Genomic DNA, 22,182 nt, shown 5'->3' on the forward strand with positions numbered 1-22,182 from the left:
CCAGCCATCAACGTCCTGCGTCCAGCACTCCTGCCGATGCGGGCGGCTGGGCATCGAACGGCTCGTCAAACTTGCTGAAAGACGTGGTGGTGTCGTTTCCGCCGCCTCTGTAGGCGACCCGAAGCAGGTACGGCTTACCCTCGGTGGCAACGTAGAAAGTGTACTGTCCCTCTTTGTCTGCCTTGTCCGTAACGTGCAGCGCGACTGCTTCCCGGACGCCGATGCGGGTGGCCTCGCCCTTCTTCACGCTGCCGAACGAGGCGAACGTCCAAGTGCACTTCGTCAGTCCGTCCCCCGGCTGTGCCTCGTCGGCGGGTTGCTTCACCCATTGCTTCGGCCGGAGGGCGTCGATCTTCCTGCCGCTCCACTTCTCGAGGTATGTCTCGTCCGGACGGACGTAGTCGGTGTCACCGATCCGGATCTGTTCGAGGCTGCCGTTCCCGGCCCAGCTGGTCTTCGCCTTGCATCGGTTCTTGAGGTCAGTGCTGAGCCGGGTCGTCACGGTGCCGTGGGCTGTGGTGTTGGTCGTCTCCACGGTCACCGAACGCAGGGCGCGCATTGTGCCGTTGGCCTCGTCGAGCAGGTCGGTAGCGGACTTTGTGGCATCGCCGCCACCGGCCGCGCAGCCGGTGAGTACGGCCCCGCTCAGTAGACACGCCAGTGCCATAGTCATGGGAATCGCTCGCACGGGCCCCCTCATTCCGTCTCCGTACGTCGAACGATCATGCTCATGATCGACTGCGGGAGCCTACCAGCCCAGGCCGGCGCGACAGGGGGACTCCTCGCCTCCACCAGGCCCAGGTCCTGGCCGGTCAAGCGCGGATCCCAGACCGGGCGAAGTGGACCGCGCGCGGCTGAACTTGGGCTCGCCTGGTGGAGACGTTGCTGCTCGGCGGGCGGCTATCTCGCCGGCTGGACCAGCGAGCACGTCCTGCTCGGCGTGACCTTCCAGGACGTCAGCTTCTCCTATGCCGGCAGCGGACACCCCGTGCTGGAAGGAGCGCACCTGGACATCGCGACCGGCCTGCTCGTCGCGGTGACCCGACCCAGCGGTGCCGGCAAGTCCACCCTCGGCAAGCTGCTGCTGCGGTTCCACGAGCCGTACCGGGGCCGCATCCTGCTCGACGGCCGGGACATCGCGGAACTCCCCGTCGAGGAGGTGCGCCACCATATCACCCTGCTCCCGCAGGACAGCATGCTCTTCGACGGCACGGTCCGCGACAACATCACCTTCGGCCGCCCGGACGCCACTGAGGCCGAGGTGCTCGCAGCCGCTCGAAGCGTGAACTCAAGTGGGCTCTCACGTCGCCCTCGCCAGAACAGACGGTGCGTCACGCCGCTGGGGCTGGGCACGACCTCCAGGGTGGAACCGGTCGAGGAGTTCATCGGAGGACTCCCAAAGTCGCAGTCCGGACCCGTGGGTCATGACGCACACCGGAGTGCGCAACGGGGGCCTGAACTTGTTGCGGCCCGTGATCTCGAAGTGGTCGTCGAGGCCCGGGATGTTCGTAGCCGAGCGGTCTCTCGAGACTCTGGTACTCACCGGCACCGATCCTGTCACTCAAGACGTTGAAGTGTGCCGGATGGACAGCGGCTCACGACTTTCTTCGAACCGACCAGCGGAACGCGTCGGCGGACCGGTTGCTACGGCGCCGAGGTGTGTACGCCGTTCGGGGAATCCAGCACCGGCTACGGCCGGCTCGTGCCGGGCTCGGAGGTGGACACGGTGGCGCTTGGGCTCCCCGACGGTTCCGTCCTCGCTGGGGTCGGTGTCGCTGAGGGGCCGCGGGTCGGCACCGAGGTGGGTGTCACTGAATTTCCCGAGGTGATGGTGGAAGGGCCGTTCTGGGAGCTCCTGGTGGGGCGGGGGCCGGCCGTCCGTGGCGGGGCCGTGGGGGTGGGCGAGGCAGACGGTGTGGGGGGCGTCGCTGAGGCGGCGGCTGGCGTCGTGGGGCCGGTCGCGGGCGGTGGTGCGAGGGGGACCGTCCGGGACGGGTGCGGCCGGTGTGCCGTCAGCGGTAGCGCGAGGAGGGCGGCGAGCGCACAGGACGCGCCGACCCCGGCCGCGGCGCGCAGCAGCCGGCGGCGGGTCGCGGCGCGGCGGATCGCCTCGTAGCGGCCGGGGGGCGCGCCGAGGTGGTCGGGGGTGGGCCGCAGGATCACCGCTAGCGGGTCGTCGGGAGCGAACTCATGATATTCCTCGCCATCGTCAAGACGTGTGGTCAAGGCTTCTCCTCAGGTGGACGCGGAGCAGTTCCCGGGCAGCGTGGAGATCGGCCTTGACGGTTCCTTCCTTGCGCCCGGTCAGTACGGCCACCTCCCGGATCGGCATGTCAGCGTAGTAGTGCAGGAGGATGGGGACGCGCAGTCGTTCCGGCAGGGACTGCACCAGCAGGCGTACGGACGGGTCGGCCTGTTCGGTGTGCGGGCGAACGGCGGCTTCCGTGCCGGCGCGGCGCACGGCCCTGCGTTCGCGCTCCAGCCGGCGCCAGTGGTCGCGCACGAGGTTGGCCGCGGTGACGTAGAGGAAACCGCGGGGCTCCGCCACGGACGTCCAGCGTGCCCAGAGCCGGGTGAACGCCTCGGAGGCGATCTCGTGGGCCGTCTCGTCGTCGTCGACGAGACGGCGGCACCAGCCGGCGAGGCGGGGGTAGAGGGCGGCGAACAGTTCGGACGCTGCCCTGTCGCGGGACCGTTTCAACGCTCTCCCGGATCAGAGGGGTCGTAGGTGAGGACCCCGGACAGGCGGCATACGTTCCACCGGCCCGGGGGTGCACGGCGGTGGATCAGGGGCCGGCGGGGGTCAGCGCGGCGAAGACGATCACGTTGTCGAGGTAGCCGTGACCGGTGCGGCGGCCGCCGCAGGTGATGAGCCGCAGCTCGGGACGGTCCACGTTCCCGTACACGTCCGCCACCGGGAAGTCCGCCTTGGCGACCGTCCGCACTTCGCGGACGGCGAACACCGCGGCCGTGCCGTTCTCCAGGCGTGCCACGATCCGGTCGCCCCGGTGCAGGCGCGCGAGGTGGCGGAAGACACCGTCGCCGTAGGTGCCGACGGTGACATGGCCGAGGATGACCGACGGGCCGGTCTGACCTGGCGTCGGGGAGTTGCGGTACCAGCCCGCCCGGTCGTGGGCCGTCACCGGGGGCACCTGCACCGTACCGTCCGGCGCCAGCCCCAGCTGCATGACCGGGGTGTCGACCCCGATCGCCGGGATCCGCAACCCGACCGGGACCGAACGCCCGAGCGCGTGCACCGGCTTGGCGGCGGCCGACGACGGCCGTGGCGCACCGCCGGATCCCGCACCCCTGGCCCTCTCGTCCTGGGAGGCATGGTGCGACGAGTGGCCACCGCAGCCCGCGAGCAGCGCGGCCAGCGCAGCGGCGGCGAAGGCGCGCCTGGAGAGCGGGGTCATGCCCCGGTCGTCCGCCGCCGGCGTACGGCGAAGACCACCCCGCCGCCCACGACGACCGCCGCGGCGGCGCCGCCGCCGATCAGCCCACCGTCGGGCCCGGCCCCCGAGGACGCCGCCGTCACGCCGGTGTCGGGCGCGCCCTTCGGCACGACGGCGACCTGGCCACGGCCGTTCGCCCGGGTCGGAGAGGCGCTGGGCATCGAGGTCGGAGAGACGCTCGGCGTCCGGGTGGGTTCGGCGCTCGGCGCCCGGGTGGGGGAGGCACTGGGCAGAGGGGTCGGTTCGGTGCTCGGCGTCGCGCTGGGGGCGACGGTGGGGACCGGGCTGGGGCTGTCGGCGAACGCGGGCACGGTGCCCGCCAGCCCGGCGGTGGCCGCGAGTGCCATGGCACTGAGGACAGTTCGGCGCATCGAATCGCTCTCTTTCGTCGGCCCGCCGGGTCGGCGGGCTGGGTGACGGATCGAGGGGAGAGACGAGGCGGCGGCGAGCCGGGTTGTAAAGAGCTGGCAAAGCCGGGGGCGGCCGCCCGGCCGGCGAGCCGATATCCACGCCTTCGCCTCGGCGGCCCAGGCGCAGCCCGGCCGGCGAGATGGACGCGGCAGAACCCCAGGCTGTGGCGGCGAAGTGCGGGCCCTGCCGGTACGACGGCTCCCGCATTCACGAATGCCCTGTGACGGCGAACGCTGATGGTGTGCCACTGGCGGACGCTGCGGTCAGTGGCCGCCGCTCGGGGGCTCGCAGCCGGTGCCGTCGGGGTAGCCGCCGAAGGCATCCGCCTGGGTGGAGGAACTGCTCATCGTGCCCTCCACACACCAAGGGGAGACGCCGATGTCGATGAGGAAGCCGGCCCCGGACCCATCCTGGTACGCCTGCACTTTCCCGGGGGAGTAACCGAGGCCGGCGAGTGCGTCGCGCACGTGGTCCGGGGCGAAGTCGCCGCGCCGGCGCAGTGGTTCGAGTGCTCTCTTGACGCGTCCGACGGCGGTGAGTCCGTCGCAGCGGCTCTGGCCGTGGAGCGGGATGGGAACCCTGAAGCCGTGGTTTTCGGCGTAGTGGTCGGTCGGTGGCACGGTTGAGCTGGGGGCAGTGGCGGCCGTGGGCGGAGCTGGCTTGGTGCTCTCGCCGGGGCAGGGGAAGTCCGCTGGGGCACTCGGCGTCGATATGCCGGTCGGCGTCGGATGCGAACGCCGGTACGCGTTGGCGGTGTCTCCCGCCCGCTGCGTTCCGCACCCCGCCGTCAGCAGGACCATCACCGCCAAGGGCAGCATCCCGAGCCGGGCTCTGGTCTTCTTTCGCGTCGTCATTCCTCGATCGTTCCCCACCGCTGGGTGGGCGTCATGAGTACTTTTACTCATCGGACCACAACACCCCGTCAGGCCTCGGTGGCACACCATCAGGCTGGATAGCCGGCCGGGTGGCCGGCGCTGCAGCGCGTCCGGATGACGCCGCCCATCAAGCCGTTTCGTGCTCGGGGCCGATGCGTTCCCGGAGCAGCCTGAACGACGTGGTTCACACCCCCCTGCTTTCCAGCCCAGTGTGGTGTCGGGCGCACACGAGGACTGAGCCCCGAGAGGGGCCGGCGGGTGGAGGTGGTGGCGCCGTCGGGGCAGGAATTGCCGGTCGTCTTCTCCCGGAACCTGCGGCGATGGCTACGCACGCGCGGCGTCATCTCTCGTGTTGCTCGCCGCGGCATCGAGAACTCCACACACCTGGGCTGACACCGCTGGAGCGTCGAACGCACCACCGCCTGGCTCACCGGCTGCCGGCGCACGCACCGTCGCCACGAGCGCGAGCCCGACCACTTCCTGGCCTTTCACCGCGCCGGTAGCTGCCTCTATCTGCCACCGCGGACTCCGTGAACCAAATGGCCAGTGAGTGCCCTGCCTGGTCCGATTGGCGAGGTCATCGAGGTGCACCGCCTGCTCGACGCAACGGGCCTGCAGGTATCCGTCCAGCAACATCTCCTCGTCCGGCCGGTGGAGGACAGCCACCCACCGATCGGCCGACTCAATGCCCAGCCGCTGCGACAGTCCCCCCAACGCTGCCTGCGCCCGCTCAGCCACAACAACGGTGCCGACTGCGGCAGTTACCTCGCTGCGGGTGTGCACCCCGAAGTTCAGTGCCGAGTCAGGCAACGACGTATCTGCGAGCCGCGCGCCGTACCGAACCGGTGACACCGGTTCTGCGCCGGAGACCTGACCGTCGAGGAACCACTCCACTTGGAGGACGCTACGCGCAAGGTGACCAGCAAGCCCACCCACTGTCATCCCGGGGAGCACGGACTCGGTCTCCCAATGTCGGGCGCTCGCCTCGGCCGCCTGGAGAGCTGGTCCACGTGGGGCGCGTTGTGGCACGGGAGCGGCGGGCGCAATCAGTTTGCGTCGAAGCCCAATGGCATCCCTCGGACAATGTGCCCTCGTCAGGCCGCAGCCCCTTGGTGGGCTTGTTGGGTCCGGGCGGTCGCCAGGTCCGCCGCCCTCCGAACCGAATCGGCGGAAGCAGCCAGCAGTGGTAGCCGGACGGCCGGGCTGGGGATGCGGCCCCGGGCGTGCAACACCCCCTTGATCACGGTGGGGTTCGGCTCGGCGAACAGCGCGGCGGACAACTGCGCCAGCTCGGCTCCCAGCTCGCGGGCCGGTCCGGTGGCGTCGCGTCGCCAGAGCGAGATCAGCTCGGCGTAGTCCGCGGTGCGGACGTTGGCCGACGCCAGGATGCCGCCGCGGGCGCCCGCCGCGAGCAGCGGCGAGATGACGGCATCGTCGCCGCCGAGCACCGCGAATCCCGTTGTCGACGAGCCGAGCAGCTCCATCGTGGCCGCGTCGATCGCGCCGGTCGCGTACTTGACCCCGACGACCTCGGGTAGCTGCGCGAGCGCGTTCAGGGTGCTGGTGCTGAGGGACTGACCGGTGCGGTACGGGATGTCGTAGACGACCAGCGGCAGACCCCCATGTTCGGCGAGTGCCGTGAAGTGAGCCAGTGCTCCCGCCTCGCCGGGTCGCGTGTAGGGCGGCGCGGGAACCAGCGCCGCGGTGACGTCACCGCTCTGAGCGAGCTCCCGCAGCGTCATGATGGCGGAGGCGGTGTCGTTGGTGCCGACGCCTACGATCAGTGGAGCTCCGTGTGCCCGGCAGGCGGCAGAGCAGATGCGGACCACGGCCTGCTTCTCCTCGGTCGTCAGCGTGGCCGCCTCCGCGGTGGTGCCCAGGGCAACGAGTCCGTGAGCACCTGCCGACAGCGCCTCGTGGGCGAGGCAGGCGAGCGCGTCCGGCGCGAGGCGCAGGTCGTCGGTGAACGGAGTCACCAAGGGGACGAACAGGCCGGTGAGGTTTGCTTCGGGCTTCATGAGGTCAGCCTGGCCGACTCAAACCCGGTAGATCCAGCTCATGTTTCTACGTCTATACGTAAGATGATCTTATGCTTGATGCTCGACGTCTCCACCTCCTGCGCGAACTGGACCGGCGCGGCACCATCGCGGCCGTGGCGGAGGCGCTGAACTTCACCGCCTCGGCTGTCTCCCAGCAGCTGGGCGTGCTCGAGCGCGAGGCCGGTGTGCCCCTGCTGGAACGAAGTGGCAGACGGGTGGTGCTCACGCCGGCGGGCCGCACCCTCGTCACCCACGCTGACGCCGTCCTCGAACGCCTCGAACTGGCGGTCTCCCAGCTGGCCGGGGCACGCGAGGGCATCGGCGGACCGCTTCGGATCGGGACGTTTCCCTCTGGCGGCCTCGCGATCGTGCCCGCCACGCTGGCCGAACTCGCCCAGCGTCATCCCGCGCTGGAACCGATGCTGCAGGAGATCGACTCGGCGCGAGTCTCCGACGGCCTCCGCGCCGGCGAACTCGATGTGGCCCTCGTCCACGACTACGACTTCGTTCCCGCGGCGCCCGACACCGCGGTCGACCAGGTGCCCCTGCTGGAGGAGCCGATGTACCTGGCCACGGGTGGCACCACGGACAGCGTTCACGCGACCGGTCCCGCCGCGCGCGCAGACACGCTGGCGGAGCTGCTCGGACCGTGGGCCACATCCCCATGGATCACGGCCCGGGACGGTACGACCGGTCACGCGATGGCCGTACGCGCCTGTCAGGCGGCCGGTTTCCAGCCGCGCATCCGCCATCAGGTCAACGACTTCCGTACGGTCCTGGCACTGGCCGCGATCGGGCAAGGTGCCGGATTTATACCGGAGATGGCTGTCTCGCACGCCCCCGAGGGCGTGGTCCTGACCCGGCTGCCCCTCTTCCGTCGCTCGAGGGTCGCCTTCCGCGCGGGCGGCGGCGCGCACCCGGCGATCGCAGCATTCGTGTCGGCGGCTCGAACAGCGGCGGTCGCCATGGGCGGTGCGTCCTAGCCAGGGACCGAGACCAGAGAGACCTGTACGCTCACAGCACCTCCCACACCCCCTCCGGCCGCCCTGTAGGAGCGGGTCATGACCGACAACGCCAAGAACTACCGGCTCTCGCGCCTCCATGCAGACGGAGTGGGCCTACCGCGAGATCTTCGCCGGCAACGCCGAACGCTCCCACGGCCGGGTGAAGGCAACTGGACAGGGGTCGTGATCAGAACCAGCGATATCACTTGTGCGTCCTTGGTGTCGCTCTTGTGCGCTACTCCGGCGTCGCCGCCCGGTCCTCCTCCTCGACGGGCAGGCCCACCGGGCGGCGGCCCGGGGGCTGTTGCGGCTCGGGGAGGACGGGTGCGGGCGGCATCGGGCGGTCCACCGGCGCGTCGGGAGTCAGGGACGTCGGCTCCCCGTGATGCAGCACGACGAGGGGTTCGCCCTCCTCCAGGTGATACCGCACCCGGGACGGACCGACGTCCACCTTCAGTCTGCGTCCGCGTACCAGCAGTGTGAACGCCACCCTGGACAGCGCCTCCGGCAGGCGCGGTGCGAACGCTAGCAGGGCCTGTCTCCCGTCGTCACCGCCGTACCGGCGCAAGCCTCCGAACCCCGCGACCAGCGCGATCCACGTTCCGGCGAGGGAGGCGATGTGGAGCCCGTCACGGGTGTTGTGCTCCAGGTCCTCCAGGTCCATCAGCGCTGCCTCGCCGAGGTAGGCGTAGGCCAGGCGCAGATGCCCGGTCTCGGCGGCGAGCACCGCCTGGAAGCACGCCGACAGGGAGGAGTCACGGACGGTCAGGGCCTCGTAGTAGGCGAAGTTGCGGGCCTTCTGCTCGTCGGAGAAGGCATCCGGACACTCCATCATCGCCAGCACCAGGTCGGCCTGCTTCACCACCTGTTTGCGGTACAGGTCGAAGTAGGGGTAATGGAGCAGCAGCGGGTAGTTCTCGGGCGGGGTCGCCTCGAAGTCCCAGCGCTGGAGGCTCGTGAAGCCGGCCGACTGCTCGTGCACGCCGAGCGCGTGGTTGTACGGCACCGCCATGCGGGTCGCGGCGTCCCGCCACGCGGCGGTCTCCTCGTCGTCGACGCCGAGTTCCGCGGCGCGTTCGGGATGACGCGCAACAGTGTCGGCTGCCGAGATCAGGTTCTGGCGGGCCATCAGGTTGGTGTACAGGTTGTCACGGTTGATCGCGCTGTACTCGTCGGGGCCCGTGACCCCGTCGATGTGGAAGACGCCTTCCGCGTCATGGTGCCCGAGCGAGCGCCACAGCCGGGCGGTGTCCACGAGGAGTTCGAGGCCCTCACCACGTTCGAAGTCCTCGTCCCCCGTCGCCAGGACGTACCGGTCGGCGGCGATCGCGATGGCGGCGTTGATGTGGAAGGCGGCCGTCCCGGCCGGCCAGTAGGCGGAGCACTCGGCACCGTCAATGGTGCGCCAGGGGAACGCCGCGCCCGCGAGCCCCAGTTGACGCGCGCGTTCCCGCGCCGCCGGCAGCATCCGGTGACGCGCCCGTAGCGCCGGTGCGACGGCCTCCGGCGCCGTGAACGTCAGCACCGGCAGCACATAGGACTCGGTGTCCCAGAAACAGTGGCCGTCGTACCCGGTCCCGGTCAGGCCCTTGGCGGGAAGCGCCCGGTTCTCGCCACGGGCCGCCGCCTGCAGCACGTGGAAGAGGGCGAACCGCACGGCCTGCTGGATGCGCGCGCTGCCCTCGACCTCGACGTCCGCGCCCGCCCAGAAGCGATCCAGGTACGACCGCTGTGCCGTGGCCAGACCGTCCCAGCCGGTGCTGACCGCGGCCGCCACCGCCGCGTCCACCTGATCGTGCACGGCCGGCAGCGAACGCTCGCCCGACCAGCCGTAGGCCACGAACTTGACCAGCCGGAGCGGTTGCCCGGGCACCAGGTCCGCGGTCACCGTCAGCCGGCTGACGTCGGCCTCGCACTGCGCCGTCCAGCGGGTGCTCTGCGGCCCTTCGACGAGATGGTCCGCCGCTGCGGCCACCCGCAGCGCGCTGCGGTCGGTGCGGTGCACCAGCCGCAGCCGGGTGTCCTGCGCGAAATTCTCCTCCGGCACCAGGGGTGACTCGATCGCCGCGGCCACGCGCGGATCGCCCTCGAACCGCGGCAGCTGCGCGTTCGCGACGAGCTCGGACTGCACGGCCACCGTGGTCGGACCGTCGACCGGCTCCACCTCGTAGACGACCGCGGCCACCGATCGCTGGGTGAAGGACACGAGCCGCCGCGTGGAGATCCGCACCGTACGGCCGCCGGGCGAGGTCCATCGTGCGGTGCGGCTGAGGATGCCCGAGCGGAAGTCCAGGACCCTTTCGTGCGCGACGAGCCGGCCGTAGCGCAGATCGTACGGGTGGTCGTCGACCAGCAGCCGGAAGATCTTGCCGTCGGTGACGTTGATCATCGTCTGGCCCGACTCGGGGTATCCGTAGCCTGCTTCGGCGTAGGGCAGCGGATGCCGTTCGTGCACGCCGTTGAGGTAGGCGCCGGGCAGTCCGTGGGGCTCTCCCTCCTCGAGGTTGCCGCGCCACCCGACGTGCCCGTTGGAGAGGGCGAAGACCGACTCGCTCTGCGCGAGCACGTCCAGGTTCAGCTCGGTCTCGCGCAGACACCATGGCTCGACCGTGAAGCTGGGATGGGTGATCACCGTTCCTCCAGTAGGTCCGCCAGGTCTCGGACCACCACATCGGCGCCGTGGGCTCGCAGTTGTTCCGCCTGGCCAACCCGGTCGACACCCACGACCACACCGAACCGTCCCGCCCGCCCGGCCTCGACGCCGGCGAGGGCGTCTTCGAACACCGCGGCCTCTTCCGGATCCGTGTCCAGCTCTCGGGCGGCCTCCAGGTAGGTGTCCGGGGCGGGCTTGCCCCGCAGCCGGCGCTCGCGGGCGACCACTCCGTCGATCCGCTCGTCGAACAGTTCCTCGATGCCGGCCGCCCTCAGAACGTCCCGGGTGTTCGCGCTCGACGACACCACCGCGCAGCGCAGGCCCGCCGCCCGCGCCGCGTGCACGTACCGGACCGAGCCGTCGTAGGGTTCCACCCCCTCCTCGCGGATCCGTCGCAGCACCAGCTCGTTCTTCCGGTTGCCCAGGCCGTTCACCGTCTCCGCCTCCGGCGGGTCCTCGGGCGATCCCTCGGGCAGGTGCACCCCGCGCGCGGCGAGGAACGTACGCACGCCGTCCTCACGGGGCCGCCCGTCCACGTACTCGTCGTAGTCGCCGACCGCGTCGAACGGCACGAACGCAGTCCCTTCGCGCGTCGCGCGGTCGCGGAGATAGCCGTCGAACATCTCCTTCCAGGCGGCCGCGTGCACCTTCGCGGTCTGGGTGAGCACCCCGTCCAGGTCGAACAGGCAGGTACGGATGTGCGCAGGAAGCCCCAGCATGTCGCCGAGGCTAGAAGACGGGTGCGGACGGAAGCGGTAGGTCACCGTTCGACGCGCAGGAAGGCACCCGCTCGGTCGAGGCCCTGCGGGCGCACTCGATGCCGTCACTCTGATGGGCTCCAACGCGCCGGAAGCAGGGACTCGGGGGTGTGCTCGGCGACCAGTCGCTGTTCACCTGGTCCGACGAGAACGAGCACATCGTCGGCTCATGGGGCCCGGACCCGGCCGTCACTCGCGGAGTCCACCCTCGTCACACCCCCATCTGGCAAGGCCGACTCGCCGCACACGGTGGCGTCGCAGTGCCGCTGGCAGTCGGGCCGGCGGGGGAGCTTGAAATCGGGCCAGTTCGGACAGGGTGAGCAGGTTGCCGGTCCAGCACGCTTCGTCGTCCCGCGCCGGCGTGACGCGCAGCCCGAAGGTGTTCTCGGCGGGAGTCAGCACGATGTGGGGCGGGGCCGAGGCCCAGCTCTCAAGGGGCCACGCTTCGCCTCGCAAGTCCAACCAGCGAGCCTCTTGCGTTTGCGAACAAAGCGGGGGAGCGCTGCCGGCCGAAGCGATCACGCAGGGTCGACTCAGGCTGCGGACGGTCATCGTCGTGTGCGAGCCGGTGGGCCGGCCTCGAATGCTCCCAGCCAGTTCGGCAGCCGCCCCCGGCAGAACCTGGCTCGGCGCCGAGCCCCTGGTGGCGGTCGGCAGACCCACACGACTGATGGCGTGGGGGTCCGAGCAGCTGTTCATCCACGAGGTGTGGTGGCGCGACGCTGCGGCCTCTGCTCGCCACCCCGGCCGTTCACGTCGACGTCCTGGACGGGATGCGCAGGCGCCTCGCTGAACCGCTGCGCGACCCCGCGCTGATCGTCCGCTCCCGGGGCGCGATGGACGGTCAGGTCCGTCGGCCATGTGGTGCCGCGCCTCCCGTACGTCGACAGCATCCCAGCCGTACCCGCACCTGCGGGTACGGCTGACCACCGTCCGCGCCGTCCTAGAGACAGGCGGGATTCCGAGGCACTGTCCGCCGCGAGCAGCGCGTGTGAGTTCGCACCCGTCGAGGAGGTGGTGCCGCACCCGCCGGCCGACCACCGCACCGTGGACCTGTCCACGCTCGCGGAAGCAGCCGGCCTGGCCCTGGAGGACGTCGTCGGGCCGGTGCAGCTCGCAGCCTGGCGTGCGCCACTGGTCAGTGCTCGCGGGCTCTCAGGCGGCGGAGCATACGGGAGTCCTCGAACCCGACCGCGCGGGCGGCGGCCTCGACCGTGGCGCCGTGACTGATGAGGTGCTCGGCGCGTTCGAGACGGAGGACTTGCTGATAGCGCAGTGGAGTGAGGCCGCCGGTGGCGCGGGTGAAGAGGCGGGTGAGGGTGCGTTCGCTCACGCCCACGGCCGCGGCCAGGACGGCCAGGGGCAACGGTTGGTCGAAGCGGGCGTCGAGCAGGTCCTGGGCCTGGTGGACGGTGTCGTCGAGGTGAGACCGGTATCGGAGCATCGCGCTGGCCTGCGGTTCATGGCCGTTGCGCCTGGCGTAGACGACCATGTCGCGGGCCACCTGGGCGGCGACCGCGGGGCCGTGGCGGGTGGCGATCAGGTGCAGGGCCAGATCGATGCCGCTGGCGATGCCCGCCGAGGTGACCACCCGGTCGTCGGCGGTGTACAGGACATCACGGTCGACCGTCGCCCTGGGGTAGCGGCGTGCGAGCTCATCCTGCACATCGTGGTGGGTGGTGCAGCGGCGGCCGTCGAGCAGGCCGGCCCGGCCGAGGGCCTCGGCTCCGGCGCACACGCTGGCAACGGTCCCGCCCCTGGCGTGGTGGTCCCGGAGAGACTGCAGGGAGGCCGCGCCGATGGCAGGACCGCCGGCCAGGGTGAGCGCCCGCCATCCGGGCACCACGATGAGGTCCTCGGGGCCGAGCTCGGGCCAGTCGAGCCGGGCCACCAGTGGCACGCCCTGAGCGGTGGGGACCAGGGGCTGCTCGGCGATGTAGCTGAGTGCGTAGGGGTGCCCGAAGTCGGAGGCCGTGGAAAAGACCTGCGCGGGTCCTGCCAGGTCCAGCAGATGGAGTCCGGGCACCAGGAGAAAGGCGATGTGGCTCACGATCCGGTCATCATGCCCGAGGCCCGGCCGAGGCCTCCAGTTGCCCGACGGTGGTGATGGTGGCGAAGCGGCCGGCGAGGGCGTACTCGGTGCGCCTGATGATCTCCTCGGCGCTCAGGGTGCGGGGGTCCGCCAGCAGTTCGGCGATGCTCTGGTCGGCTGGAGCATCCCGGTGCGGGACGGGGTTGGTCGCAGTGGCGTCGATGACGAAGGTGACCCGGTAGCCGAGGTCGCTCGCGACGCGGGCCGTGGTCTCGACGCACTGCTCGGTTCGGATGCCGCAGACAGTGAGCTCGCGGATGCCGCGCTCTGTGAGCAGTTGCTGCAGGTAGGTTGTGGTGAAAGCGTTGTGCGAGGTCTTGTGGATCAGCGGTTCCGTGTCCCGGCGCTCCAGCTCCTCCATCAGCCGGACATGGCCGAGGGCGGGGTCGAAGACATCGCCGCTGCCAGGCTCGGAGTGCAGTACCCACACCACCAGGTCCCCGGCCTGGCGGGCGAGCCGGACCAGGCGGTCGACCTGGTTGGCGATCTTCGGGTTGGAGATGGTCTCCCACAGCGGGCGGGCGCGGAAGGATTCCTGGACGTCGATGACGATGAGTGCTCGGGTCATGCTCCCCATCCTGACCGGCGCGACCAGAGCGGTGACAGGGCTCATCGGGTCCGTGTGCGGACCGATCCGGTCACGGCGGGAGTCCTGCCCACTCCCTGTGTACTGGCCACCACGCCTCCTCTGCCATCAGTGTCAGCGGCATCTCACTGCTGTGCTGGATGACGCACGGTGCACCCGTATTTCGTTGGCCCTCCGCGAAGGCTGCCTGTAGACCCGTTGCATGGGGATATGGACCGATGCCTTCACCGCGCCCGCCGAGCCGACCCTGTTGTCCCGGGAGGACTTCGGGCAGCTCGTGGTCGGCCTGGCGCGCGAGCGGGTGGCCTGCGTGCCCTGGGCACTGCTTGCGGGCGAGTTGTGTGTCAATGCGAGTCTGAACTGGGGGAGCGTCAGCGGGCAGGCCCGCTGGGACGCCCCTGAGGTCGGCACCGTTCTGCATTCCGAGGAGTATCCCGAAGGCCTGCGGGACGACGATCCCCCGCCGTGGGGTGACTCACTCGAACGGGCCCGGCTTCTGGCCCGCGGTGACGCCATACTCGACGTGCTGCCGGCCCTGCAGCAGGCACCATACGGGGAGGAGGACGTGGCGGTCGTCTTCCACCATCTGGACTTCACCAACCGGGCGATCGCCGACTACTTCGGGTACGAGGACGCACGTACGATGCTCGTCGCTTTCTCCCTGGCCCGACCGCAGAACCGGCCGCTGTCCACGAACGACGGCTGGAAGCCTCATGGACCGGTGCACCCTGTGCGCTCATGCCTGGTGCACACCTTCAAGCACGCAATGGAGGACAGCCCGTTGCCACCGCTCGCGTCCGTCGCCACCCGCTACTTCGGCCCCCACCTTGTCACCGGCGAGACCTGGGGTTGAGCAATGGGAGTTCGGCCTTTCCGAGCCCATCAGGCAGGGTCGGTGTGGCCCGATAGTTCCGTCACCTACCCTCTGCGGACGGGGCCTGGTTCCTCCGGAGCGGGCAGTTGCTTTTGATGCAGCGGCGGTTGTGCAGCACACAGGCCCGCAGCACACGGGCCCCTGGTCCGCGGACCCGTGAGACGGTTTTCAAGGCGTCAGAGCATGAGCAGCAGCCGCGTGTTCGGGACGAGCTTACGGTTCACGCTCGTGCTCTGCACGAAGATCGTGAAGTCGTCGTTGTGGTCCGGCTTGACTCGAACTTCCACGTCGGGCAGGCGGAGGAGGGCTCGGGCCTCGGGTCCGGTGTACACCCGGTCCGTCTTCTTCTCCAGCACCGCGATCTGCTTCTGCGCCTGGATCTTCTCCGACTTGCTCAGCTGGTAGAAGGCACCACCGGTACGGTAGGTGTGCCCGCACTCGACGACCCAGTCCCGGATCGCCGCGTCACGAGCCACCGGAATCAGCTCGTACTGCGACGGATCAACCGGCGTGAGTCCGGCCGCCTTGATGGTGTCCTTGTTGACCGCCTCGGCTCCCGTGGAGAACACCGCCCGCGATCCCCGGATGCCCTTGGTACGCCCCACCATGAACTTCTCGGTGGCCTGCCGGATGACCTGCCCGGCCTCTTCCAGTCCCTGTGTGCTCGTGGCGTCCCAGATGGCGACATTATCCTTCGGGAAACCGCACTGCATGGCCTCGCGCCGGCCCATCTGGTCCGGCACCAGGACGGCCAGCGTCCAGTTGTCCTCCTGTGTCTCGATCATGTCGGCCACGGCCCCGACCAGTGCACGCGGATCCGTGGCAGGGGCGTCGGGGCAGCGATGACTCGCGTTCTCCTGCCCGTCGGTGAGTATGAACGTCAGGAAGCTGTGGTCGCCGTACAGTTGAGCCGTCTGCGCCAGCTCCCGCTGAGACTTCAGTGCGGCCGCCAGCAGGGCCGTCATGCCCCCGACCCGGTACAGCTGCTCCAGTGACGGCATCCGCAGCACGTCCTTGTCGTAAATGACGCACTTCACCTTGTCCGCGAAGACGTACACCGTGACGCGGGTTTCCTGGTCCAGCTCCCTCGACCGGCGGGCGAGGTACGCAATCTGCTGATCGGCGACCTCGACGACCTTGCGGCTCAGATGCGACATGGACGAACTGGCATCCAGCACAAGGGCGACATGATTGATGTAGTTCTGGTTTCCGGACATGACCAGCTCCCCCTCATCCCGATTCGATGCTCCCACCGTCTCACGCACCACTGACAATCGGTCTCGGCTCCCGGCCCGGACGAGGAGCCCACCGGCCTCAGGACGCAACAGGCGCGCCGGCACACGGTCACCGCCCTTGGAACAACGGGTCCGTACCGCTTGCTGCCACTGCTGCTCTCCAGGGGCGGCCGGCCGTTGCGGCACAGCCGGTGGAACCGTGAGGGGGCCGCGCTCGACACATCCCGGGGCTGAGCCGACGAGTACGGCAGCCTCCCCCGCCGCACGCGTCGCTCTGGATGAGGAGGCGGCCTCGATCGTTGCCGCCCTGGGCGGCCGGCTTGATCGCAAGGCTGCTGATGACGCTTCGGATCCTGTCGGGCTCCTCGGCACCGGTGCGCGATTCACCGGCGCCAAGGTCCTCATCCCACTGATCGGCGGACTCACCATTGTCGCCGGCTTCACCGCCTGGGCATTGACCCGCACCGCCGGCGCCCTGGTCAACCTGCGGCTGTTCCGCCATCGCGCGGTTGCTTCCTCCTCCGCGCTGCTGTTCCTGGGTGACACCCCCTGTACGGGGCGACGATGCTGCTGCTTCTGCACTTTCAGCAGGTCCGCGGCATCGGCTCGGGCGCCGCCATGATCCCGCCAGCCGGCGCTGCGTACGTCGGCCTGGAACACCAAGACATCCCGGACGCCGGCATCATCGCCCGCGTCGCTCAGCGGACCGGCGGTTCGGTGGGCATCGCCGACCTCGCTGTCGTCTTCCAGCACATCGCCGATGACGCCCACACACCGAGCGCCTGGGCCGGCGGCTTCGACGCCGCCTTCGGGTGGGCGATGGGCCTTCACCGCCGTTGCCGTCACGCTGTGCCTGCTCCTGCACGGTCGCCTCGAGCCAGTGACCCCGCCGACCAAGCCGCAGAGCCAACTGCCACCGAGCCTCCAGCCCGTGGCTCTCGACTTCAGCGGGGCATGAGCGGCTTCGCCGATGCTCCCAGACTCACGGCGTGGCATCCTCTGACGCCGACCACCGCCCCGATCCCCTCTGGGCACCGCGGTCCGCTTCCCGACCCGCGCCACCGTTGGCCTCCACGGAAACTGGCCGGCTTCACATCTACCTGCTTCCCTCCTCACGGCACGTACGGGCGAGGCGGGGTGGTGCGGCGCCAGGGGCAAAGCGGAGAATCGCGGGCCGTTGCCGGGCATTACGGTGGGACATGAAGGCCTCCATGCGGTGAAGATTCGACACCTCCACCACACACGGGGGCCTTCGCCACGATCAAGAACGGCCCGCGTTAACAACGCTCGTGACCCATACAGCCAGGGCGCCTGTCATGATCGTCATCATGGGGATACACATCGCACCGGCCGCGGTGGCCGACTTCCACCAGGTCCTGACTGATCACTCCCGTTACTGGGGCGAACGCGACCTTCGGTCGCTGCATCTTCTGGCTATGGTGCAGGAGTTCGGCTCCACCTGCTTGGTTGCCCGGGCCGAGGACGGAATCCGCGGGTACATCTTCGGGTTCGTCACCCCGGACGGCACCGGGTACGTGCATCTGATCGCCACCCGGGATGATGCCCGTGGCACCGGTCTCGGCCGTCGTCTGTACACGGCGTTCGCTGAAGCAGCGGAACGTCACGGTGCACGGAAGTTGAAGGCGATCACGTCAGTCGAGAACACCGGCTCGATCGCCTTCCATCGCAGCCTCGGCTTCAACACTAAGATCGTCGACGACTACAACGGCCCAGGCCGGGCTATGGTCGTCTTCCACCGAGATCTGCCGCTCATTGTCCCGCGGCCCTGACCGACCAACCGCTACCGGTCATCGCTCCCCAGGCCGTTGCAGTAGTCGTGCGATGATCTTCGTTTGTGGCGCGTGGAGACCTGACGGGCGAGCAATGGGCGGTCCTGGAGCCGTTGTTGCCGATGGGCGAGAAGCCCGGCCGCCCGCTGACCTGGGCCCGGCGACAGCTGATCGACGGCGTACGGTTCCGGGTCCGCACCGGTGTCCCGCGGCCGGACATGCCCGCCGAGTACGGACCCTGGGGCCGGGTGTACGACCTGTTCCGTCGATGGCAGCGGGACGGCACCTGGCATCGGATCTTCACCGCGTTGCAGGGCCCGGGCGGATGCCAAGGAGCTGATCACCTGGGATCTCAACGTAGATTCCACGGTCCTGCGCGCCCACCAGCACGCTGCCGGTGCGCGTAAAACGGGGGACTGCCCACAGGAACCGCCTGGCGGTGTCGCCTGCGAGCCGGACGACCACGGACCAGGACGCTCCCGCGGCGGTCCAACCACCAAGCTGCACCCGGCCGTCGAACAGAGGCAGAAGCCCATGTTCCTCGTGATCACGGCCTGGCAGTGCGGGGATTTCCGCGGTTCGAGGTCGTGCTGGGCCGTATCCGGGTGCCCCGACCGGGGCGCGGCAGGCCCAGCGTGCGCCCGCGACGGGTGCGGGCGGACAGGGCGTACGCGTCCCGCAAGAACCGCGCCCACCTGCGGACTCGCGGTATCCGCTGCACCACTCCGGACAAGGCTGGCCAAGTCCGCAACCGCAAGAAGCGCGGGTCCGGCGGAAGCCGGCCACCGAAGTTCGACCCAGAGGACTGCAGGGCCCGGCACGCGGTCGAGTGCGGCATCAATCGCGTCAAGAGACATCGAGCCGTGGCCACCAGGTACGACAAACTCGCGGTCCGCTACGAGGCCACCGTCCTCGTTGCCGCCATCAACGAGTGGTTGTGACGTACTGGTCCGACGACAACTCGAACACCCGAACTCGCCGACCACCGGTGGGATTGACGGTCTCACAGAACAGATGCATCCCCAATTTGGCCATGATCCGTTCGGACGCGTCGTTGCCCACTTGCGCGATACTGACGATTCGATCCAGCCCTCGCTCTTCGAACCCGAACCGTACTGCGGCCGCAGCGGCCTCGGTGGCCAAGCCCTGCCCCCAGTGGGAACGTCCCAGCCGCCAGCCGACCTCAACCGCCGGCAGTACCTCCGGCAAGAAGCCGGGCACCGAAAGCCCGGTGAACCCGGCCAGCTCGCCAGTGGACCGGATCTCCACGGCGAACAGGCCGAAGCTTTGTGACTCCCACTCGCTCTCCCATGCCTGGATCCTGCCGCGAGTCTGCTGTTCGTCAAGGACGCTGCCGTCACGGATCCACCGCATGACCTCAGGGTCGGCATTGACGGCGGCCATGGGGGCAACGTCTTCCTCGCGCCAGCGACGCAGGATCAGACGGGGAGTCTCAAGCGTAACCATCCAATCATTCTGGATCTCAAATGGGCTCTCCACCATCCTCACCAGTCACTTTCGGCACCCCCCTGGGCGGCGCGATCGCCGTGGACGGCAAGACGCTGCGCGGCTCATGCAATCTCGGCCGACCCCGCGGGGAATGGCCCGCTTGGCGCCGTGAGTAACCGGTCCGGAAGCCGGCAACAAGGAGCGCTACCTCCAGTACGCGGGTCGTGAACGTGGAAACCAACTGTAGGACCGCGTTGCGGTCCTACAGTTCCTGGGCCGTCAGCCCCATCCCGGACCCCAACCAGGTGGGCAGGTGTGCTTGGGAGGACAGGGCTTGGGGGACACGGCGGCGGTGCTGTTGGGTGCGTGGTGGTCAGCCGCAGCCGCGCTGATGGCTCCCGCGCCGGCCGCTATGGCGATGAGGGGAGCGGTACAGATGGCGGCAGCCACGCGTCTGACCGTGGAGATTTTTGCACGCATGGCAGCTTCTCCTTTCGGGGTTGAGGACTGGATCTCAGGTGGCGATCAGTTCTGCTGGAACTCAGTCACCCCAGCCCCAGCCCCAGCCGTGGTGGTGGTGTCCTCCACCCCAGCCCCAGCCCCAGCCCCAGCCGTGGTGGTGGTGTCCTTCACCCCAGCCCCAGCCCCAGCCGTGGTTGTGACCGCCGCCCCAGCCCCAACCGCCACCGTCGCCCCAGCCCCAGCCGTTGTCCTGGTGGAACGAGACGACGTGCTCGGGCGCGGTGGTGGCGGCTGCGTGGGCGGCCCCGGCTCCGGCGGCGATGGCCAGGATCGGCGCCGCCGCGACTGCGATGGCCGCTTTCTTGATACGGGTGTGTACGCGCATGGTGAGCCCCTCTCTGAGGGTGTGCTTGATATTCAGGCGGCCTCGATGAGCCGTCCCCGGCGCTTGAGAGCCTGCGCGTAGCTCTGTGCGCCGCTCGCCGCCCGCGAAGCGCATTCGGGCGGCGGACCATCACCTTCCGAAATCGACCACAAACGATTTGCGAACTTCTCGGTTGATGTTGTTGTGGAGAAGGTCTTGCTTCCTGTGACTTAATACGGAGATGACGTCCGTCGGGATTGCTCGTCCGTCGAACTCATGTTGCGACGGTTTCTGATTCCGCTGAGCAGCCTGAGCACGGACGGGACGAGCAGGGCCTTGAGGCCGGGCGGATCCAGCCGCCAGTGGCGGGGCGTCCGCATGCCCGGTGCTCGGGCGGGTCCGCCGGACCCCGGAGCGCACACGGGGTGGTCATGGCTCCGGAAGAGGCGGGCGGTGACGCGGGCCTGGACGAGGTGCGGGCCCGGTGCATCGGTCATCCGAAGCGGTCGGGGACGGAGCATGACGACGTCGGCTTACTCGGTGTCGTCAGCCGGTGACCGGACGCGCCCGCCCTGCTGCCGGTGCCAGCCCCGCCGCCTCCTCCTTGGGGATTGTTGGGTCAGGCGGAGCGCAGCGCATCGAGGCGTGAGAGCTGTCGTTCGTTTCCCGGCCATGATGATCGAGCTCCGCCAGTGTTTCCTCGACGGGCAGGCCTTCGCCGTCGGCTCACAGGTGTTCGCGGGCCCAGGTGGTGAGTCAGCCCGCGAGGACGGTACGGATGGCGGTGGCGGCGCCGCGGACGAAGCCGCTGAGTACGGTGCGGGACAACCGGCGCCGGCGTGGCGCCGCGCGGAGTGTGCGCTCCTGGCCGTGAGGAGACGGTGCGGTGGTCATGGTCGGCCTCCTGTCGGGTCGGTTCGAGGGAGCGGTTTCCTGACCGGCCGTGAGACATGTACAGCGGGGGACCATCCGGGGCTCAGGCCGTGCCGGTGCCGCGTCCGGCGTCCGGTGCCGGGCCGACCTGCGGAGCCGCACCGGCTCCCGGAGCCGTACCGGTTCCCGGAGTCGCACCGGCCCCCCGGGACGCGGCGGCTCCCGGGGTGTCACCAGACTCCGTACGCCCCTCGGACCTCCCGGCGCGGCCGGCTTCCCGGGTCTCGCCGGACTCCGGGACTCGATGCGTGTTTGGTACCCGGCCGGCTGGCGTGGCCGGCAGGTAGCTCGCCAGGCCACGCAGAATGATCTCCAGGCCGATGTCGAACCTCTCGTCGGAGGAGTCCGTCACCATCAGCCCGGACAGGGCGCGCAGGTGGGGGAAGTCCTGGGCGGGCAGGGACGCGAAGTACTTCTGCATCTCGTCGGCCATCTCGCCCCAGTCGGGGCGGGCGGGTGAGGCGGTGCCACCGCCGTGCCGAGCGGCCCGGTCCCGCCACATGCCCTCCTCCAGGACGAACCCGTCGATGTAGGTGGAGATAAGGTCACCGGCTTCCGCCGCGATGCGGTCGGGCAGGCCGGCGGTGCGGAAGAGGGCGAGCAACGACTCGACGTGCGGCAGCAGTTCGGCGGTGAAGGGGACGTGCCCCATGGAGATCCTGGCCATGTCCCGGTGGGACAGCAGACGCCTGCGCCAGGTGGTGGCGAAGTCGCGCAGTTGCTCCTGCCAGCGCTCCGGATCGGGTGCGGGGAGCGCGTAGCCGTCGAAGAGCCGGGTGTACATGAGCTCCAGGAGGTCGTCCTTGGAGCTGACGTGGGCGTAGAGGGCGGAGACCGCGACGCCCAGTTCGGCCGCCACCTGGCGCATCGAGAGGCCGTCGAGTCCGTGCCGGTCCAGCACGGTGAGGGCAGCCTCGACGATCCGGTCGCGTGACAGCGGCGCGCGTGCGGGTGCGCCGGCTCGAGCGGGGCGCTCGCGCTCCCATGGGGACGGTGGAGGGGGTGCGGGGGTGCCGGCGGCCGCGTCGCTCATGCGATCAGTCTAGGGACCCGGAGAACAGTGTTCTGCCCAGGATGACGGCATACGCCGAGCCTGAGACGCGATATATCTTGTTCCGGGAGAGTGATTGCGCTATATCTTAATGAACACCGTTCTCTTGGTGAGCGCTGTTCTGCTACGGTGAACACCGTTCTCCCGAGTG

At 69.6% G+C, this 22,182-nt stretch carries 18 protein-coding genes and 4 pseudogenes; 6 read left to right on the top strand and 16 right to left on the bottom strand.

Going from position 1 to position 22,182, the window contains the following annotated elements; translation table 11 throughout:
- Positions 1-7: 7 nt before the first annotated feature.
- On the bottom strand, positions 8-673 hold the full coding sequence (locus tag ABB07_RS38445; protein ID WP_244189679.1) for a hypothetical protein: 666 nt from the start codon (positions 671-673) through the stop codon (positions 8-10).
- A gap of 57 nt (positions 674-730) precedes the next feature.
- Between ABB07_RS38445 and ABB07_RS41820 the strand changes: the two are divergent.
- Positions 731-1,264: pseudogene (locus ABB07_RS41820) on the top strand (ATP-binding cassette domain-containing protein); the annotation flags it as partial.
- Positions 1,265-1,311: 47 nt separating this feature from the next.
- On the opposite strand, the pseudogene ABB07_RS41825 reads toward ABB07_RS41820, so the two are convergent.
- The 5 genes and pseudogenes from ABB07_RS41825 to ABB07_RS38470 all read right to left on the bottom strand — a co-directional run.
- Positions 1,312-1,565 (bottom strand): annotated as a pseudogene (locus ABB07_RS41825) (hypothetical protein); the annotation flags it as partial.
- A gap of 644 nt (positions 1,566-2,209) precedes the next feature.
- Positions 2,210-2,701: an RNA polymerase sigma factor gene (locus ABB07_RS38455; RefSeq protein ID WP_208903052.1), complete on the bottom strand. Its 492-nt coding sequence runs from the start codon at positions 2,699-2,701 to the stop codon at positions 2,210-2,212.
- An 85-nt stretch (positions 2,702-2,786) separates the two neighbouring features.
- Positions 2,787-3,416, bottom strand: coding sequence for a class F sortase (locus ABB07_RS38460; protein ID WP_208903053.1), 630 nt, complete (start codon positions 3,414-3,416; stop codon positions 2,787-2,789).
- Entirely contained in the window at positions 3,413-3,826 is a 414-nt protein-coding gene (locus ABB07_RS38465) for a Tat pathway signal sequence domain protein (RefSeq protein ID WP_208903054.1), read from the bottom strand. Before ABB07_RS38465 ends, ABB07_RS38460 begins: the two co-directional genes overlap by 4 nt.
- 303 nt (positions 3,827-4,129) lie before the next feature.
- Positions 4,130-4,720, bottom strand: coding sequence for a hypothetical protein (locus ABB07_RS38470; protein WP_208903055.1), 591 nt, complete (start codon positions 4,718-4,720; stop codon positions 4,130-4,132).
- Positions 4,721-5,047: 327 nt separating this feature from the next.
- On the opposite strand from ABB07_RS38470, the pseudogene ABB07_RS41290 reads away from it, so the two are divergent.
- Positions 5,048-5,291, top strand: a pseudogene (locus ABB07_RS41290) (IS5/IS1182 family transposase); the annotation flags it as partial.
- A 544-nt stretch (positions 5,292-5,835) separates the two neighbouring features.
- On the opposite strand, the gene dapA reads toward ABB07_RS41290, so the two are convergent.
- Entirely contained in the window at positions 5,836-6,759 is a 924-nt protein-coding gene (gene dapA, locus ABB07_RS38480; RefSeq protein ID WP_208903056.1) for a 4-hydroxy-tetrahydrodipicolinate synthase, read from the bottom strand.
- Between the two features lie 71 nt (positions 6,760-6,830).
- On the opposite strand from dapA, the gene ABB07_RS38485 reads away from it, so the two are divergent.
- On the top strand, positions 6,831-7,763 hold the full coding sequence (locus ABB07_RS38485; RefSeq protein ID WP_208903057.1) for a LysR family transcriptional regulator: 933 nt from the start codon (positions 6,831-6,833) through the stop codon (positions 7,761-7,763).
- Positions 7,764-8,019: 256 nt separating this feature from the next.
- Here the strand turns inward: ABB07_RS38485 and ABB07_RS38490 are convergent, their stop codons facing one another.
- From ABB07_RS38490 to ABB07_RS38505, 4 genes are all read right to left on the bottom strand, one after another.
- Positions 8,020-10,416 carry a glycoside hydrolase family 65 protein gene (locus tag ABB07_RS38490; protein WP_208903058.1) on the bottom strand — a complete coding sequence of 799 codons (2,397 nt, stop codon included), beginning with the start codon at positions 10,414-10,416 and terminating at the stop codon, positions 8,020-8,022.
- A complete protein-coding gene (locus ABB07_RS38495; protein ID WP_208903059.1) occupies positions 10,413-11,156 on the bottom strand; it encodes an HAD family hydrolase in 744 nt (247 codons plus the stop codon). Before ABB07_RS38495 ends, ABB07_RS38490 begins: the two co-directional genes overlap by 4 nt.
- A gap of 1,177 nt (positions 11,157-12,333) precedes the next feature.
- Positions 12,334-13,245 carry a GlxA family transcriptional regulator gene (locus ABB07_RS38500; protein WP_208903060.1) on the bottom strand — a complete coding sequence of 304 codons (912 nt, stop codon included), beginning with the start codon at positions 13,243-13,245 and terminating at the stop codon, positions 12,334-12,336.
- A gap of 10 nt (positions 13,246-13,255) precedes the next feature.
- Positions 13,256-13,855: a cysteine hydrolase family protein gene (locus ABB07_RS38505; RefSeq protein WP_208903061.1), complete on the bottom strand. Its 600-nt coding sequence runs from the start codon at positions 13,853-13,855 to the stop codon at positions 13,256-13,258.
- 220 nt (positions 13,856-14,075) lie between these two features.
- Here ABB07_RS38505 and ABB07_RS38510 point away from each other — a divergent pair, with 220 nt between their 5' ends.
- Positions 14,076-14,726: a hypothetical protein gene (locus tag ABB07_RS38510; protein ID WP_208903062.1), complete on the top strand. Its 651-nt coding sequence runs from the start codon at positions 14,076-14,078 to the stop codon at positions 14,724-14,726.
- Between the two features lie 197 nt (positions 14,727-14,923).
- Here ABB07_RS38510 and ABB07_RS38515 read toward each other — a convergent pair whose 3' ends face one another.
- Complete coding sequence (locus ABB07_RS38515; RefSeq protein WP_208903812.1) at positions 14,924-15,964, bottom strand: vWA domain-containing protein; 1,041 nt, start codon at positions 15,962-15,964, stop codon at positions 14,924-14,926.
- Between the two features lie 1,334 nt (positions 15,965-17,298).
- Here ABB07_RS38515 and ABB07_RS38520 point away from each other — a divergent pair.
- Together ABB07_RS38520 and ABB07_RS38525 are read left to right on the top strand one after the other, a co-directional pair.
- Entirely contained in the window at positions 17,299-17,772 is a 474-nt protein-coding gene (locus ABB07_RS38520) for a GNAT family N-acetyltransferase (protein WP_208903063.1), read from the top strand.
- Positions 17,773-17,837: 65 nt separating this feature from the next.
- Positions 17,838-18,713 (top strand): annotated as a pseudogene (locus tag ABB07_RS38525) (IS5 family transposase).
- Here ABB07_RS38525 and ABB07_RS38530 read toward each other — a convergent pair.
- The 4 genes from ABB07_RS38530 to ABB07_RS38545 form a co-directional block, all read right to left on the bottom strand.
- Complete coding sequence (locus ABB07_RS38530; protein WP_208903064.1) at positions 18,697-19,239, bottom strand: GNAT family N-acetyltransferase; 543 nt, start codon at positions 19,237-19,239, stop codon at positions 18,697-18,699. The pseudogene ABB07_RS38525 and the gene ABB07_RS38530 sit on opposite strands and share 17 nt — an antisense overlap.
- Before the next feature lie 523 nt (positions 19,240-19,762).
- A complete protein-coding gene (locus ABB07_RS38535; RefSeq protein WP_208903065.1) occupies positions 19,763-20,068 on the bottom strand; it encodes a hypothetical protein in 306 nt (101 codons plus the stop codon).
- Positions 20,069-20,803: 735 nt separating this feature from the next.
- A complete protein-coding gene (locus ABB07_RS38540; RefSeq protein WP_208903066.1) occupies positions 20,804-20,941 on the bottom strand; it encodes a hypothetical protein in 138 nt (45 codons plus the stop codon).
- 82 nt (positions 20,942-21,023) lie between these two features.
- Positions 21,024-22,013 (bottom strand): TetR/AcrR family transcriptional regulator C-terminal domain-containing protein, encoded by a 990-nt coding sequence (locus ABB07_RS38545; RefSeq protein WP_244189682.1) that lies wholly within the window; start codon positions 22,011-22,013, stop codon positions 21,024-21,026.
- Positions 22,014-22,182: the final 169 nt, after the last annotated feature.

It is taken from the genome of Streptomyces incarnatus, from assembly GCF_001027185.1.
Taxonomy (GTDB): Bacteria; Actinomycetota; Actinomycetes; order Streptomycetales; family Streptomycetaceae; genus Streptomyces; species Streptomyces puniciscabiei.

Coding starts and splice junctions, on each gene's coding strand:
- ABB07_RS38445 (WP_244189679.1), bottom strand. CDS start 673: ATGACTATGGCACTGGCGTGTCTACTGAGCGGGGCCGTACTCACCGGC.
- ABB07_RS38530 (WP_208903064.1), bottom strand. CDS start 19,239: ATGGTTACGCTTGAGACTCCCCGTCTGATCCTGCGTCGCTGGCGCGAG.
- ABB07_RS38545 (WP_244189682.1), bottom strand. CDS start 22,013: ATGAGCGACGCGGCCGCCGGCACCCCCGCACCCCCTCCACCGTCCCCA.
- ABB07_RS38510 (WP_208903062.1), top strand. CDS start 14,076: ATGGGGATATGGACCGATGCCTTCACCGCGCCCGCCGAGCCGACCCTG.
- ABB07_RS38485 (WP_208903057.1), top strand. CDS start 6,831: ATGCTTGATGCTCGACGTCTCCACCTCCTGCGCGAACTGGACCGGCGC.
- ABB07_RS38460 (WP_208903053.1), bottom strand. CDS start 3,416: ATGACCCCGCTCTCCAGGCGCGCCTTCGCCGCCGCTGCGCTGGCCGCG.
- ABB07_RS38520 (WP_208903063.1), top strand. CDS start 17,299: ATGATCGTCATCATGGGGATACACATCGCACCGGCCGCGGTGGCCGAC.
- ABB07_RS38505 (WP_208903061.1), bottom strand. CDS start 13,855: ATGACCCGAGCACTCATCGTCATCGACGTCCAGGAATCCTTCCGCGCC.
- ABB07_RS38470 (WP_208903055.1), bottom strand. CDS start 4,720: ATGACGACGCGAAAGAAGACCAGAGCCCGGCTCGGGATGCTGCCCTTG.
- ABB07_RS38515 (WP_208903812.1), bottom strand. CDS start 15,964: ATGTCCGGAAACCAGAACTACATCAATCATGTCGCCCTTGTGCTGGAT.
- ABB07_RS38540 (WP_208903066.1), bottom strand. CDS start 20,941: ATGACCACCGCACCGTCTCCTCACGGCCAGGAGCGCACACTCCGCGCG.
- ABB07_RS38535 (WP_208903065.1), bottom strand. CDS start 20,068: ATGCGCGTACACACCCGTATCAAGAAAGCGGCCATCGCAGTCGCGGCG.
- ABB07_RS38465 (WP_208903054.1), bottom strand. CDS start 3,826: ATGCGCCGAACTGTCCTCAGTGCCATGGCACTCGCGGCCACCGCCGGG.
- dapA (WP_208903056.1), bottom strand. CDS start 6,759: ATGAAGCCCGAAGCAAACCTCACCGGCCTGTTCGTCCCCTTGGTGACT.
- ABB07_RS38495 (WP_208903059.1), bottom strand. CDS start 11,156: ATGCTGGGGCTTCCTGCGCACATCCGTACCTGCCTGTTCGACCTGGAC.